Annotated in this window: 13 protein-coding genes; 11 read left to right on the top strand and 2 right to left on the bottom strand. The window is 33.3% G+C overall.

Annotated elements, in window-relative coordinates; translation table 11 throughout:
- Window positions 1-53: 53 nt before the first annotated feature.
- The gene (locus IR010_RS03855) at window positions 54-1550 is read left to right on the top strand and encodes a malate:quinone oxidoreductase (RefSeq protein WP_194601739.1); all 1497 of its coding nucleotides are present in this window, start codon (window positions 54-56) and stop codon (window positions 1548-1550) included.
- Window positions 1551-1587: 37 nt separating this feature from the next.
- On the opposite strand, the gene IR010_RS03850 is transcribed toward IR010_RS03855, so the two are convergent.
- Window positions 1588-3810, bottom strand: a complete 2223-nt coding sequence (locus tag IR010_RS03850) for an FUSC family protein (protein WP_194601736.1) — start codon at window positions 3808-3810, stop codon at window positions 1588-1590.
- Window positions 3811-4011: 201 nt separating this feature from the next.
- Between IR010_RS03850 and def the strand changes: the two genes are divergently transcribed.
- The 3 genes from def to mazG all read left to right on the top strand — a co-directional run bounded on the left by def (window position 4012) and on the right by mazG (window position 6026).
- Window positions 4012-4602 carry a peptide deformylase gene (gene def, locus IR010_RS03845; protein ID WP_194566834.1) on the top strand — a complete coding sequence of 197 codons (591 nt, stop codon included), beginning with the start codon at window positions 4012-4014 and terminating at the stop codon, window positions 4600-4602.
- A gap of 67 nt (window positions 4603-4669) precedes the next feature.
- Window positions 4670-5155 (top strand): DUF5606 domain-containing protein, encoded by a 486-nt coding sequence (locus IR010_RS03840; protein WP_194566832.1) that lies wholly within the window; start codon window positions 4670-4672, stop codon window positions 5153-5155.
- A 100-nt stretch (window positions 5156-5255) separates the two neighbouring features.
- A complete protein-coding gene (gene mazG, locus IR010_RS03835; protein WP_194566830.1) occupies window positions 5256-6026 on the top strand; it encodes a nucleoside triphosphate pyrophosphohydrolase in 771 nt (256 codons plus the stop codon).
- On the opposite strand, the gene IR010_RS03830 is transcribed toward mazG, so the two are convergent.
- On the bottom strand, window positions 6023-6706 hold the full coding sequence (locus tag IR010_RS03830; protein WP_029269288.1) for a Crp/Fnr family transcriptional regulator: 684 nt from the start codon (window positions 6704-6706) through the stop codon (window positions 6023-6025). The two genes, mazG and IR010_RS03830, sit on opposite strands and share 4 nt — an antisense overlap.
- 194 nt (window positions 6707-6900) lie before the next feature.
- On the opposite strand from IR010_RS03830, the gene IR010_RS03825 reads away from it, so the two are divergent.
- From IR010_RS03825 to IR010_RS03795, 7 genes are all read left to right on the top strand, one after another.
- Entirely contained in the window at window positions 6901-9294 is a 2394-nt protein-coding gene (locus IR010_RS03825) for a heavy metal translocating P-type ATPase (protein ID WP_194566828.1), read from the top strand.
- Window positions 9295-9391: 97 nt separating this feature from the next.
- The gene (gene ccoS, locus IR010_RS03820) at window positions 9392-9583 is read left to right on the top strand and encodes a cbb3-type cytochrome oxidase assembly protein CcoS (RefSeq protein ID WP_194566827.1); all 192 of its coding nucleotides are present in this window, start codon (window positions 9392-9394) and stop codon (window positions 9581-9583) included.
- Between the two features lie 2 nt (window positions 9584-9585).
- Complete coding sequence (ccoN, locus tag IR010_RS03815; protein WP_194566826.1) at window positions 9586-11775, top strand: cytochrome-c oxidase, cbb3-type subunit I; 2190 nt, start codon at window positions 9586-9588, stop codon at window positions 11773-11775.
- Between the two features lie 4 nt (window positions 11776-11779).
- Window positions 11780-11974 (top strand): cytochrome c oxidase subunit IV, encoded by a 195-nt coding sequence (locus tag IR010_RS03810; protein ID WP_029269296.1) that lies wholly within the window; start codon window positions 11780-11782, stop codon window positions 11972-11974.
- A 1-nt stretch (window position 11975) separates the two neighbouring features.
- A complete protein-coding gene (locus IR010_RS03805; RefSeq protein WP_194566825.1) occupies window positions 11976-12917 on the top strand; it encodes a cbb3-type cytochrome c oxidase N-terminal domain-containing protein in 942 nt (313 codons plus the stop codon).
- 6 nt (window positions 12918-12923) lie between these two features.
- Window positions 12924-14342 (top strand): cytochrome c oxidase accessory protein CcoG, encoded by a 1419-nt coding sequence (gene ccoG, locus IR010_RS03800; protein ID WP_194601733.1) that lies wholly within the window; start codon window positions 12924-12926, stop codon window positions 14340-14342.
- 12 nt (window positions 14343-14354) lie between these two features.
- A complete protein-coding gene (locus IR010_RS03795) occupies window positions 14355-14804 on the top strand; it encodes a FixH family protein (protein WP_194566823.1) in 450 nt (149 codons plus the stop codon).
- The last annotated feature ends 4 nt before the right edge of the window (window positions 14805-14808 follow it).

Here is a 14808-nt window from a genome sequence, read left to right as displayed (position 1 = left end):
GTTTTTTTTTGCAATTATATAAAGTACCTTTGCACTTTAAATAAAATACTGTTATGCCTGACGAAACCATACGTTCAAATAGTGAAGTAGTACTCATTGGAGCTGGAATTATGAGTGCCACTCTTGGAGTAATTTTGAAAGAATTACAACCTGATATTAAAATTGAAATTTACGAAAGATTAGATGTTGCTGCGGCCGAAAGCTCTGATGCTTGGAATAACGCTGGAACAGGACATTCTGCTTTTTGTGAATTAAATTATACTCCAGAGAAGGCAGATGGAAGTATTGATCCTAAAAAAGCAATAAGTATAGCAGAGTCTTTTGAGATTTCTCGCCAGTTCTGGTCGTACTTAGTGGAACAAAATAAAGTTCCATCTCCCGATAATTTTATTAAAAGTGTTCCTCATATGAGTTTTGTATGGGGTGATAAAAATGTAGCATATCTTAAAAAGAGATTTGAAGCTTTGCAAAGCAATCCTATTTTTTCTCAAATGGAATTCAGTACTGATTTTGAGCAATTAAAAAAATGGATGCCGCTTGTTATGGAAGGCAGAGAAGCTAACGAAAAATTAGCTGCAACGCACATGGAAATTGGTACCGATGTTAATTTCGGGGCTCTAACCAGAAGCATGTTTAATTATTTAGAAAAACTTGACGGCGTATCTTTGTACTTTAATCATGAAGTACAGAAATTAAAACAGCGTGATGATAAATCATGGAGAATTAAAATCACAGATATCGCTACTGGTAAAACACGAAAAGCCTATACTAAATTTGTTTTTATAGGTGCAGGCGGAGGTTCATTGCCTTTATTAGAAAAAGCAAATGTTCCTGAAGGAAATGGTTATGGCGGTTTCCCAGTAAGCGGGCAATGGCTAAAATGTACTAATCCAGAGGTTATTGCAAAACATCAGGCAAAAGTATACGGAAAAGCAAGCGTTGGAGCGCCTCCAATGTCTGTTCCTCATATTGATACGCGTGTAATTGACGGTGAAAAAGCACTTCTTTTTGGCCCATTTGCAGGATTTTCAACTCGTTTCTTAAAAAATGGCTCTTATTTAGATTTACCATTATCTATAAAAGCAAACAATTTAATTCCGATGTTATCAGCGGGATTTCATAATATTCCATTAACGAAATATTTAATTGAGCAGGTGCGCCAGTCTCCAAAAGATAGAATGACTGCACTTCGTGAATATTTGCCGACAGCACGTTCTAAAGATTGGAAATTAGAAAGAGCAGGACAACGTGTTCAGGTTATTAAAAAAGATGAAAAAGAAGGTGGCGTTTTGGAATTTGGAACGGAAGTAATTAATACACATGATGGAACTTTAGCAGTTCTTTTAGGAGCTTCTCCAGGAGCATCGACTGCTGTTGCAATTATGATTGACTTAATCAGCAGATGTTTTGCCAATCAAATTAAAACACCAGAATGGGAAGAAAAAATGAAGAATATGATTCCTTCTTATGGTCAGACTTTAAATGATAAACCAGAGCTTTTGGTAGAACTTAGAAAACATACTTCTGACGTTTTAAAACTAAGTAATTAAGCTTAAATCTTATATAAAAACAATAAATCCAGATGAATTAATCTGGATTTACTGTTTTTAGTTCTTTTGTAATTTTCAAAATCTTTTCGGCTAGATTGCTCATCCAGATCAATTGCTCAATCACCATTTGGGCTTCCTGCATTTTAGCTTGTCGTGTTTCTTTATCAAGTTCATCATCTTCTACCAAACGAGTGAAATTTTTGCGTTTGAGCTCTTCAAATTGCAGTGTAACATCTTCTTTTTCAAAAAAAGTATCTTTTATTATTGTTTCATTTTTTAAAATTGAAATCGACTGATCTAAGTTTGATAAAATGGTTTTTATGATATAATTGAATGATTCTGAGGCTGATGTAGTTTGGTGAGACTGAATATACGTAGACAAAGAAGCCAGTGCAGAAAGCAAAGAATGATTTAAAACTACCAATTTGTTGACCAAAGGCAGTGTTTTTTGTTTTGATTTTGGTTCCTGCATCATCCTTTGAAATGAAGTCATGAAATTGCCAATTTCAACAAAAGCATGTTTTCGAGCTAATCGATATGAGGTTGGAACTTCTCCTTTTTTATTATAAAAATCAGCTATTTCTTTTAAGTAATTTCTATTGGCACGAATCGAATTTTCAATATGAATAGGTGTATTTATAAATTCCCAAGCCGGCCATAAAAATTGATTTGCCAAGAAAGCTAAAATTGCTCCAGCAAGCGAATCTAGAATTCTAAACTGAATTACTTCAACAACATTTGGCGTTAAAATTCCGTAGATAAATACAACATACATCGTTACAAAAGTTGCACTGATTTTGTAATTAATTTGTGTAAACGAAATTCCAAGAAGCATGCAAACAATAGAAAAAATGCTTAACGCTACGTGATTCTGAACAAGCGATACAATTCCGAACGCTAATAAACCTCCCAGAATAGTTCCGAAAATTCGGTTGTAGGATCGTTCTTTTGTTAGACCGTAGCCCGGTCGCATAATTACGACAATGGTTAGTAAAATCCAATAAACGTTTTGAAATGGAAGTATTTTTCCAACAATAAAACCAATCAGAATCGTAATGGTCAATCGCAAAGAATGCCTGAAAATAGAAGATGAAAAGCTTAAGTTTTCAGTCAAGGTTCGCAACGGATAATATTGTGGAGTCAGGAATTTTTCAAGTTCTTTGTCTTTATCTTTTAATTTATAAGACTGCATCGCCAATGAAAAAGCTCGCTGAATAATTTTGATTTTACCAACTTGGTTTTTAGCGTATTTCAGCATATTAGTCAACATCAAAACACCTTCTGAGGCTTCTTCTTTGCCTAAAGTTTTTTCGTAATCAAAAATGGCAAATTCAAGTGCATCCAATTCGTTTTTTAAATCATTTTTGTCTACATAAACGGCAATATGGTGTACATTTTTAGACAATTTTTTTAAAGTCGATGCCAGTTTATACGCCACGTTTTGATACGTTCGAAGAACTTCCGGATGCTTAGCAAATTTTTGATGCAGTTTGCTGTGATCAAATGAGGTATATAGTGCCAGTTCTTGAATTTCAACTAGCGTAATAAAAACCAATAACATTTTTCGGTTTTGAGTAGTAGTTCCAGAAGCATTTTGATTGCCAATCAGCATTTTTCTTAAATCTTCATGAATCAAATTCAATTCGACCTGAATGGCTAATTGTTTTTCAATTATGTTTTGGCGATTGGCTTCTGGACTCCATAAATCGCCTCTTAATTTTAAGTATTTTGCAGTTAACTTAATCCCTTCGGCAATTTGTAATTCAACATATTTATAAGGCTGTATAAAGTGAAAAACCAGAGACACGATAAGGTATAAGATTCCTCCAATAAAGATAAAGCCAGAATATTCAAAAGCTTCTAATCCAGTATGAAGATGCCCAAATGATAATGAAATTGATAATAAGGCAGAGAACGAAACCAGAGTTGCACGCTGACCATAAACTGAAATCATAGAACATAAAAACAATAAAAAACCTAAAAAAGGATAAAATAACAAAGGATACGGATAGGCAAAATTCACAAGTAAATTGACTCCTGAAACTATAAATGAAGCTACTATAAGTCCTTTTATTTTATGACTCAGCGAACTCGGAATATCACTGGGGTAAGTATAAAATGCACCAAGAGCAATTGTAAAACCAATTTCAAAATGCCCTAAAAAGTTCAAAATCAGCACTGGTACGACAGAAGCAATGGTTACTTTTGAGGCGTTTAGAAAAGAAGTGCTGTTGGTAAATTTTGAGATGCGATCAAACATATATTGAGGTTTACTAACAAAGGTAAGAATTGTACGAATTAATTTGGCATAATTATAGATGAGATTTTAACAGACAATCAAAAAATAAGATATTATATCCTGTTTAGAATTATTCATTGACTATTTTTTACTATTTTTGCCAGCTGAATTATGAGAAATAATTTCAGGGTTTTTCAGTAGATAATACATAAATTAATACAAATGATTTTACCAATTGTAGGATATGGTGATCCGGTTTTAAGAAAAGTAGGTGAGGCGATTACGCCAGATTATCCAAACTTAAAAGAAACAATAGCAAACATGTATGAAACCATGTACAACGCTTATGGTGTTGGACTTGCTGCACCGCAGGTAGGTATGGCAATTCGTTTGTTTGTTATTGATACGACTCCTTTTAGTGATGATGAAGATTTACCTTCAAATGAGCAGAAAGATTTAAAAGGTTTCAAAAAAACTTTTATAAATGCTAAGATTGTTAAAGAAGAAGGTGAGGAGTGGAGTTTTAATGAAGGCTGCTTGAGTATTCCAGACGTTCGTGAAGATGTGTATAGAAAGCCAACCGTTACGATTGAATATTGTGAAGAAGATTTTGTAATGAAAACTGAAGTTTTTGATGGTTTGATTGCAAGAGTTATTCAACACGAATACGATCATATCGAAGGCGTTTTATTTACAGATAAAATATCTTCTCTGAAAAAACGTTTGATTCAAAAGAAATTAAAAAATATTACAGAAGGCAAAACTTTTCAGGAGTACAGAATGAAATTTGCTGCCGCTAAAAAAGGAAGGTAAATTGTTCTAAATAAATAGAACAGAATAAAACATAAAAAAGAAATTCTTAATACTAATTTTAATAAACATGAATTTAGATAAAATTTTAGCCATTTCTGGGAAACCAGGTTTATATGTATTGAAAGTGCAGACTCGTACAGGTTTCGTGGCAGAATCATTAACAGACGGAAAAAAAATTACAGTAAACTTAAAAAGCAATGTAAGTTTATTGTCAGAGATTTCAATTTACACGTACGAAGGAGAAAAACCATTGACTGAAGTAATGCAAAAAATTGCGGCTAAAGAAAACAAAGGTCAAGCTCTTTCGCACAAAGAAGATAACGCAAAATTAAGTGCTTATTTTAAAGAAATTTTACCTGAATATGATGAAGAAAGAGTTTATCCTTCAGATATTAAAAAAGTATTAAACTGGTATAATACACTTCAATCTAAAGGTTTAGTTACTGATTTAGCTCCGGCTCCGGCAGAAACTCCAGAAGAAGCTCCAGTTGCTGAAGAAAAACCAAAAAAAGCGCCAGCAGCTAAAAAAGCAAAAGCTAAAAAAGAAGAATAGTATTCTGCTGTCTTTAAATATATAATCCTGTTAAGATGTTTTCTTGACAGGATTTTTTACTTTTACATTATTCGATTACAATTAAAAAACTTCATAAAAAATGAGCAAAGAACTCCAGCTTAAAGCCTTCGAAAGATTATTAATTATTATGGATGAATTGCGTGAACAATGTCCGTGGGATAAAAAACAGACTTTGCAAACCTTAAGACATCTCACGATTGAAGAAACGTATGAGTTGGGTGATGCTATTTTAGATAATGATTTGAGTGAAGTTAAAAAAGAACTTGGAGATTTATTACTTCACATCGTTTTTTACGCAAAAATTGGTTCGGAAACTAATGATTTTGATATAGCAGATGTCTGTAACGAAATTTGCGATAAACTAATTCATCGTCATCCACATATTTACAGTGATACGGTTGTTAAAGATGAAGAAGAAGTAAAACAAAATTGGGAAAAACTCAAACTCAAAGAAGGTAAAAAATCAGTTTTGGAAGGAGTGCCTAAAAGTTTGCCGGCTCTGGTAAAGGCTAGCCGAATTCAAGACAAAGTAAAAGGCGTAGGTTTTGATTGGGAAGAACCGCACCAAGTTTGGGATAAAGTACAGGAAGAACTCGAAGAACTGCAAGTTGAAGTAAAATCTGGTGATCAAGATAAAATTGAAGCTGAATTTGGAGATGTATTATTCTCAATGATCAATTATGCCCGTTTTTTAAATGTAAATCCAGAAGATGCTTTAGAGAGAACCAATAAAAAATTCATTAAACGCTTTCAGTATTTAGAAAGCAAAGCTGGCGAATTAGGAAAACCTTTGGCAGATATGACTTTAGCCGAAATGGATGTATTTTGGAATGAAGCTAAAAAACTTTAATCAGCAGCCAGTTTTTTCAGTGCTTTTACGTTTTTAAGTATAATTTTTTTTCCAGATAATTCAATTAGTTCCAGTTTATTAAAATCAGAAAGTAAACGGATACAGCTTTCTGTTGCTGTTCCTATTATGCCTGCAAGTTCTTCTCTTGACAATTGAACTTTTAAGGTTTGGTCTTCGTTTTCACCAAAAGCTTCATGTAAGTGTAATAAAGTTTCGGCTAAACGTTGTTTTACAGTTTTCTGAACTAATGCAATTTTATCGTTTTCAGATTCTTTTAAATCTTCACAAACAGACTGCATCAAATTCATCGAGAACTGATTGTTGTTATTAAAAAAATGAATAATTTCTGATTTTGGAATAAAACATACCTCCATATCAGCCACTGCTTTGGCTGATAAATTTGCAGGTTCATTACTGATCATAGAACGCTGTCCTAAAAGCTCTCCAGATTTTACCAATTTTACAATTTGATCTTTTCCGTTTGCGCTTAATTTAGAAAGTTTTCCAATACCGTCTTTTACGCAAAAAACACCATTTGTAACTTCGCCTTCTTCAAAAATGGCCTCGCCTTTTTTAATTTTATAAGTAGTTTTACTATTAGCCAATTTTACAACTTCCTCTTTATTAAGGGCTTTTAAGGAAGAAAGCTGACGTACGATACATTGATCACATTTATTCATGGCGAAATAATTTACAGCAAAATTAACTATTCTTATCATTTATACGCATTATATCTCTTAAAAAAGATATAAAAAATTTGGTGGATTAATTTGTCTATTGTTTGCAATAGATTTGATTCATTTATGATATGATAAATGTCATATTATTGTCGCTTCATATTTTGAATCTTTGTTTTATTAAAAAGAAACAAATTATGAGTGAGCAAAGTTGTTTTCATTGCGGACTTACCATTCCTAAAAATGAATTGATCAATTTTGATGAAAAAAAGTTTTGCTGCAATGGCTGTAAAACTGTTTATGAAATTTTTAGTCTTCATGATTTAACTCGTTACTATGATTTTGAAAAATCACCAGGTGCTACTCCGCAAGATATTAAGGGGAAATATGACTTTTTAGATAATGAAGCCATATTGTCAAAAGTATTAGATTTTCAGGAAGGTAATACTGCTATTGTTTCCTTAAATATTCCTTATATTCACTGTAGTTCCTGTATTTGGATTCTAGAGAATCTCAGTCGCATTCAATCTGGAATTAGTGTATCACAAGTTAATTTTCCAGAAAAAAAAGTTCGAATCACCTTCAATTCTGATGTAGTTTCACTTAAATCAATAGTTTATCTTTTAAGTTCAATAGGTTATGAACCCTATATTAGTTTAGAAAACTACGAAACAGGAAAAAATAATGTAGACAGAAGTTTAACATATAAACTTGGTGTGGCTTTCTTTTGTTTTGGAAATATCATGTTGCTTTCTTTTCCAGAATATTTCGAAATAAAAGAATTTTGGCTAGATAATTACAAACCATTTTTTAGAGTTTTAATTTTTATTTTGGCTTTGCCAAGTTTTTTATATTCTGCAAGCGGTTATTATGTTTCGGCTTATAAAAGCATAAAATCGAAAATGCTGAATATTGACATTCCAATTGCGCTGGGAATCATTGTTATGTTTATAAGAAGTACTTTTGATATTGTAATGAATTACGGATCAGGTTTTTTTGATAGTTTAACAGGTTTGGTTTTCTTTATGCTGCTAGGTAAAATGTTTCAAATTAAAACCTATAGCTTTTTAAGTTTTGAAAGAGATTTTAAATCTTATTTTCCTATTGCTGTTACAAGAATTAACTCGGATGCATCCGAAGAAAGTGTTCCTATTTATGATGTTTTAAAGGGAAATCGACTTTTAATAAGAAACCAAGAATTGATTCCTGTTGATGGTATTTTAATCAGTGAAAAAGCTGAAATTGATTATAGTTTCGTAACCGGTGAAGCAGACCCAATTACAAAAAAGTCTGGAGACAAAGTTTTTGCAGGAGGAAAGCAAATAGGAAAAATAGTTGAAATGGAAGTTTTGAATTCTGTTTCACAAAGCTATCTGACACAGTTATGGAGCAATGAAATTTTTCAGAAAAAAGTATTACAAAAACACAAAACCATTACCGATAAAATTAGCCGTTATTTTACGCCTTTGTTATTAATAATAGCTTTTGCAGGTTTTGGCTATTGGATTTTTATTGATGCTAATACGGCCTTTAATGTTTTTACAGCCGTACTAATTGTTGCTTGCCCTTGTGCACTCGCCCTGACAGCACCTTTTACTTTCGGGAATATTTTAAGAATTATGGGCAAGCAGAAAATGTATCTTAAAAACGCTTTGGTCATAGAACAATTGGCTAAAGTCGATACCATAGTTTTTGATAAAACCGGCACCATTACAACTAATAAAAAATCAAATATTACATACGACGGAAATAGTTTTTCCGATGAAGAGGCTATTCTCATAAAGAATGTACTGCGCGCTTCAAACCATCCTTTAAGCCGAATGTTATATGACTTTCTTCCCGAATCAAAAAGAATCATAATTGATCATTTTGAAGAAATAACCGGAAAGGGAATTCTGGCTTCTGTTAAAAATAAAACCATTAAAATAGGTTCTGCCACATTTGTTGAAAGCTCATATTTAGAGTCTTCAGAAATCGAAAAAACAGCGCTTCATATTAAAATTGATGGTGTTTATTTTGGACAGTTTAATTTTCAAAATCAATATCGTGAAGGTCTAGAAAAATTATTTTTAACACTCAGTAAAAAGTATCATATAAAAGTACTTTCTGGAGACAACGATGGCGAAAGAGCTAATCTAAAAGCTATTTTGCCTGAAAATACTGAGTTGATTTTTAATCAGAAACCAGAACAAAAACTGGATTTTATTAAAAAACTGCAGGAAAAAGGACAAAATGTAATGATGGTTGGCGATGGTTTGAATGATGCTGGAGCATTGGCCCAAAGTAATGTTGGAATTTCGATTTCAGAAAATGTCAATGTTTTTTCTCCTGCTTGCGATGCAATTTTAGATGCAGGTGAGTTTTCACGTTTAGATTACTTTTTAAAACTGTCTCATCAATCGATTATGATAATCAAAATGAGTTTTGTTTTATCGCTTCTTTATAATATTGTGGGATTGTCTTTCGCCATTACAGGAAACCTGCTTCCTTTAGTAGCTGCTATCATCATGCCTCTAAGTACAATTACAATTGTAAGCTTTGTTACTTTCATGTCTAACTACTTCAGCAGTAAAAAATTGAAGTCGTTTTAATGCTTTTAAAATTAATTTGAATAAGTCCGGTGACTATGATAATTATCATATTTTAAACGTTGTTTGACCCTTACTTTTGTTAACATAAATTTAAGGTATGAGTGTAATTTATCTATTAATTTCAGTTAGTATTTTCGTAGCAATCGGCTTTTTCATTGCCTTTATAGTGGCTGTCAAATCTGGACAGTACGACGATGATTATACGCCTTCAGTCAGAATACTTTTTGACGACGAAACCAAAATTACTTCTCACAATAACCTTTCACCAACCGAAGAAAAACAAGTATAATTATGGAAATGGAACAGTTTTATTACGACAACAAAATTGTAAAAAAATTCATTTACGCCACTATTCTTTTTGGAGTAGTAGGTATGTTAGTAGGTCTGACCTTGGCGGTTATGTACCTTTTTCCCAACATGACAGATGGTATTTCGTGGCTTAGCTACGGACGTCTACGACCTTTGCATACCAATGCTGTTATTTTTGCCTTTGTCGGAAATGCCTTTTTTGCAGGTATGTATTATTCCTTGCAGCGCTTGCTGAAAGCGAGAATGTTCAGCGATTTTTTAAGCAATGTGCACTTTTGGGGATGGCAGCTGATCATTGTTGCTGCTGCTATAACATTGCCTTTGGGTTACACCTCTTCAAAAGAGTATGCAGAGTTAGAATGGCCTATCGATATTGCCATAGCCTTAATCTGGGTAGTAATGGGGATCAATATGATTGGTACAATGCTGCGACGTAGAGAGCGTCACTTATATGTTGCTATTTGGTTTTATTTAGCGACTTTTGTTACAGTTGCCGTTTTGCATATTTTCAACAATATTGAGTTGCCAGTTTCAGCCCTAAAAAGCTATTCTGTTTATGCTGGTGTTCAAGATGCGTTAGTGCAATGGTGGTATGGTCATAATGCAGTTGCATTTTTCTTAACCACTCCATTTCTTGGGCTGATGTATTATTTTGTTCCCAAAGTAGCAAACCGTCCTATCTATTCTTATAGATTGTCAATTATTCACTTTTGGTCTTTAATCTTTATTTACATCTGGGCTGGACCGCACCATTTATTATATTCGGCTCTGCCAAATTGGGCTCAAAATTTGGGTGTTGCATTTTCTGTAATGCTTATTGCGCCATCTTGGGGAGGAATGATAAACGGACTTTTAACTTTAAGAGGTGCTTGGGATAAAGTGCGTGAAGAACCTGTTTTGAAATTCTTCGTGGTAGCAATTACGGGTTACGGAATGGCGACTTTTGAAGGTCCAATGCTTTCTTTAAAAAATGTAAATGCTATTGCGCATTATACAGATTGGATTATTGCACACGTTCACGTAGGTGCTTTAGCCTGGAACGGATTTATGTCTTTTGGTATCATTTATTGGTTAATTCCGCGAATGACAAAAAGTACTTTATTTTCAAAGAAATTAGCCAATTTCCATTTCTGGATTGGGACTTTAGGAATCATTTTATACGCTTTGCCAATGTATGTTGCTGGTTTTCAACAAGCTTCAATGTGGAAACAGTTTAATCCTGATGGCACTTTGACTTACGGAAACTTTCTTGAAACAGTTACTGCAATTATGCCATTATATTGGATGAGAGCGATCGGAGGAACTTTATATCTCATCGGAATGTTGACTTTGGTTTATAACATTATCATGACTGTAAGAGCAGGGAATGTTATCGAGGATGAATTGGCTCAAGCTCCAGCATTGCAAAGAATCAGCAAAAACAGACTAAATGGAGAAAAATTCCATTCATGGCTGGAAAGAAAACCAATTCAGTTGACGATTTTAGCGACGATTGCAATTTTAATAGGAGGTATTATTCAAATTGTACCCACAATTATGGTAAAATCTAATATTCCGACAATTTCAAGCGTAAAACCTTATACACCTTTAGAACTTGAAGGACGTGATTTATATATAAGAGAAGGCTGTGTGGGCTGTCATTCACAATCAGTTCGTCCGTTTAGAAGCGAAGTTGAACGTTACGGACCACAATCTAAAGCAGGAGAATTTGTTTATGATCATCCTTTTTTATGGGGATCAAAACGAACAGGTCCTGATTTATTAAGGGTAGGAGGAAAATACAATAACAACTGGCATTTTAATCACTTTTGGAGTCCGCAAAGTATTTCTGCAGGTTCAATTATGCCGGGCTATAAATGGCTGTTTGACAACGAACCAATGGATATTTCATTGACTCAAAAGAAAATGCAGGCTATGGTTACACTTGGTGTTCCGTATAGCAAAGAAGAAGTTGCAAATGCTCAAAAATTATTAAGAACTCAAGCTATTTCTATCGAAAAAAGCTTAGAAAACGACCCTGATTTTGTAAAAAGTTATGAGGAAAGCAAGAAAAAAGCAGCAGCAAAAGGAGAGAAATTTGTTCCTATGAATGAAAGAGAAATTGTGGCTTTAATTGCCTATGTGCAGAGATTAGGAACTGATATTAAAGTAAAAGATACTTCTAAAAAATAACGTCATGTTTGAACAGATAAAACACAATATGGAGAACATATCGGGTATAGAAATTTACCCGATAATCTCTCTTTTGATTTTCTTTTTCTTTTTTGTAGGCTTAGCCTTTTGGGTGTTTTCTTATAAAAAAGATAAGATCAAAGAAATGAGTGAAATTCCTTTGAATGAAGGGTTTAGTATAATTTCAAAAGATATTTAATATGAAAAAATTTTTCCCAGTATATGTAAGAGTTCCAATCATATTCTTCATTGTTTTTGCTTTGATGGAATATTTTATAGATTCAGGCGACAGGCCAGCTTTTATTAAATATCCAATGGTTTCAGTCTTTTTGTTTGTTTTCTTGTTTATTATAATTGCTATTGAAATCACAATGAGCGCGGTTAATCGCGTAATGTATCAATTGATGTCACCTGAAGAAAAAGCAAAACTGGAGTATGAAAGCAGTTTAAGTTTGAAAGAAAGCACTTGGTATAAAAACGTAATGCACAAACTTACTAAAACGCAGCCAATTGAAAAAGAGGGTGATCTTTTGATGGATCATGATTATGACGGAATTAAAGAGCTGGACAACAATCTTCCGCCTTGGTGGGTCTATTTATTCTATATCTGTATTGTCTTTGGAGTACTATATTTCGCCCGTTATGAAATTTTTGGTGGAGATGATCAGGAAATGGAGCTTAAAAAAGAAATGGCACAAGCAAAAATTGATGTTGAAGAATATTTAAAAACTGCTCCAGATTTAATGGATGAAAAAACAGTGGTTTTATTGACAGATAAACCCAGTTTAGCCGCTGGAAAAGAAATTTTTACAACAAATTGCGCGGCTTGTCACAGAGCCGATGCCGGAGGACAAATTGGACCAAACCTAACAGATGATCGCTGGATTTTAGGAGGCGGAATTAAAAATATTTTTCATACAATAACCAATGGTGGGCGTGATGGAAAAGGAATGGTTTCTTGGAAAACAAATGGGTTGAAACCAAAAGAAATCCAGAAAGTAGCAAGTTATATTTTGTCTTTACAGGGAAGCAAACCTAAAGATCCGAAAGAACCAGAAGGAGAAGTTTGGGTTGATGAAAGTGCGCCTAAAAAGGATGTCGCTGCGAGTAAATCGAAAGATAGCACAGAAGTTAAAAAATAAAAATCCATGTCAAATTTATCAGACGAAGCTTTTAGAGACACCATCGCAACTATTGATGAAGGCGGTAATCGAAAATTTATTTTCCCGAAAAAGCCGTCTGGTAAGTTTTATAATTATCGAAAAATAGTAAGTTACGTTCTACTGGCTATTTTGATTGCAAATCCTTTTATAAAAGTAAATGGCAATCAATTTATGATGTTCAATGTTATGGAACGTCGGTTTAATATTTTTGGTTTTCCTTTTTGGCCTCAAGATTTCTATCTGTTTGTAATATCAATGCTTGTTGGCGTTGTGTTTGTTATTTTATTTACGGTTGTTTTTGGAAGAATTTTTTGTGGATGGATTTGTCCGCAGACTATTTTTTTAGAAATGGTTTTCCGTCGTATAGAATATTGGATTGACGGAGATCGAGGCGCTCAACTGCGATTATCGAGACAAGAATGGAATGCAGAAAAAATAAGAAAGAGACTCATCAAATGGGCAATATTTTTCTTGATTTCTTTTGGAATCGCAAATGTATTTCTTGCTTATTTAGTTGGAAGTGACACTTTGTTTTTAATGATAGAGGAAGGACCAATCACGCAGTCGAGTAATTTTGTTGCACTTCTAATTTTTACGGCAGTTTTTTATTTTGTATTTGTTTGGTTTCGAGAACAAGTCTGCATTATTGCTTGTCCGTACGGCAGATTGCAAGGCGTACTTTTAGATGATAAATCTATAAACGTAGCTTATGATTTTATTCGTGGAGAAAAGGAAGATGGACGCGCCAAGTTCAACAAAAAAGAGGATAGAGCAATAACAGGGAAAGGAGATTGTATCGATTGCCATCAATGCGTGCACGTTTGCCCAATGGGAATTGACATTCGAAATGGCACTCAGTTAGAATGCACCAATTGTACTGCTTGTATAGATGAATGTGACAGCATAATGGAAACTGTTGGTTTGCCCAAAGGACTAATTCGTTATGCATCTGAAGATGAAATTGCAAAAAAAGAGCCTTTTAAATTCACTATAAGAATGAAAGGCTACACTGCAGTTTTATTGATTCTATTAAGTGTTTTCGTCGGGATGTTATTTTTAAGAACTAATGTTCAGGCCATTATTTTAAGATTGCCAGGACAGTTATATGAACATAAAGGAGATAAAATTAGTAATATCTATACGTACAAAATTGTCAATAAAACCGTAAAAGATTATACAGACATTCATTTTGAACTAATAGGACAGAAAGGCGAGATTAAAAACGTTGGAAAAGAGCATTTTAAAATACAAAAAGAAGGCATTTCGCAAGGAACCTTATTTATACAAATAGAGGAAGCTCTTTTACAAAGCGATAAAACCAAAGTTAAAATTGGCGTTTACAACGGTAAAGATTTACTCGAAACTACCACCACAAATTTTTTAGGACCACGAAGTTTTAATTAAAAATCTACAAATATGAAAATAAATTGGGGAACCGGAATTGTCATTGCTTTTGCATTGTTTATGTCTTTTATTTTGTTTTTTGTTTTTGAAGTTCAGTCTAACAGCAAATACGATAATGATTTGGTTGTAGAAGAATATTACAAACACGATTCGCATTTTCAAGAAGAAATGGCACGCGTTCAAAATGCGCATGATTTACAGCAAAAGCCTTCCATTACATATAATGAAGAAGGGGTTAAAGTTGTTTTTCCTGCTTCTTTTGAAAATGATAAAATAAAAGGAAATGTTTTACTGTATCGTCCTTCAAACAAAAAATTTGATTTTAATACTCCAATTTCGTTGAAGAATGCAACTTTATTGATACCAAAAAACAAATTGGTTAAGGGACGCTGGGATGTCAATATCGAATGGGAGTACAACGGCAAAAAATATTTAACTAAACAAGTAATTTACGTAAATTGATAAA

Source organism: Flavobacterium sp. MR2016-29 (assembly GCF_015350695.1).
In the GTDB taxonomy this organism is placed as follows: domain Bacteria; phylum Bacteroidota; class Bacteroidia; order Flavobacteriales; family Flavobacteriaceae; genus Flavobacterium.
Note: the sequence above shows the minus strand (reverse complement) of the source record. Positions and strands in the feature narration are given on the sequence as shown.

What these genes read in the sequence shown, in the direction of transcription:
- ccoG (WP_194601733.1), top strand. Translation starts at nt 12,924, where the DNA reads ATGTCAAATTTATCAGACGAAGCTTTTAGAGACACCATCGCAACTATT.
- IR010_RS03825 (WP_194566828.1), top strand. Translation starts at nt 6,901, where the DNA reads ATGAGTGAGCAAAGTTGTTTTCATTGCGGACTTACCATTCCTAAAAAT.
- mazG (WP_194566830.1), top strand. Translation starts at nt 5,256, where the DNA reads ATGAGCAAAGAACTCCAGCTTAAAGCCTTCGAAAGATTATTAATTATT.
- ccoN (WP_194566826.1), top strand. Translation starts at nt 9,586, where the DNA reads ATGGAAATGGAACAGTTTTATTACGACAACAAAATTGTAAAAAAATTC.
- def (WP_194566834.1), top strand. Translation starts at nt 4,012, where the DNA reads ATGATTTTACCAATTGTAGGATATGGTGATCCGGTTTTAAGAAAAGTA.
- IR010_RS03810 (WP_029269296.1), top strand. Translation starts at nt 11,780, where the DNA reads ATGTTTGAACAGATAAAACACAATATGGAGAACATATCGGGTATAGAA.
- IR010_RS03795 (WP_194566823.1), top strand. Translation starts at nt 14,355, where the DNA reads ATGAAAATAAATTGGGGAACCGGAATTGTCATTGCTTTTGCATTGTTT.
- ccoS (WP_194566827.1), top strand. Translation starts at nt 9,392, where the DNA reads ATGAGTGTAATTTATCTATTAATTTCAGTTAGTATTTTCGTAGCAATC.
- IR010_RS03840 (WP_194566832.1), top strand. Translation starts at nt 4,670, where the DNA reads ATGAATTTAGATAAAATTTTAGCCATTTCTGGGAAACCAGGTTTATAT.
- IR010_RS03830 (WP_029269288.1), bottom strand. Translation starts at nt 6,706, where the DNA reads ATGAATAAATGTGATCAATGTATCGTACGTCAGCTTTCTTCCTTAAAA.
- IR010_RS03855 (WP_194601739.1), top strand. Translation starts at nt 54, where the DNA reads ATGCCTGACGAAACCATACGTTCAAATAGTGAAGTAGTACTCATTGGA.
- IR010_RS03850 (WP_194601736.1), bottom strand. Translation starts at nt 3,810, where the DNA reads ATGTTTGATCGCATCTCAAAATTTACCAACAGCACTTCTTTTCTAAAC.
- IR010_RS03805 (WP_194566825.1), top strand. Translation starts at nt 11,976, where the DNA reads ATGAAAAAATTTTTCCCAGTATATGTAAGAGTTCCAATCATATTCTTC.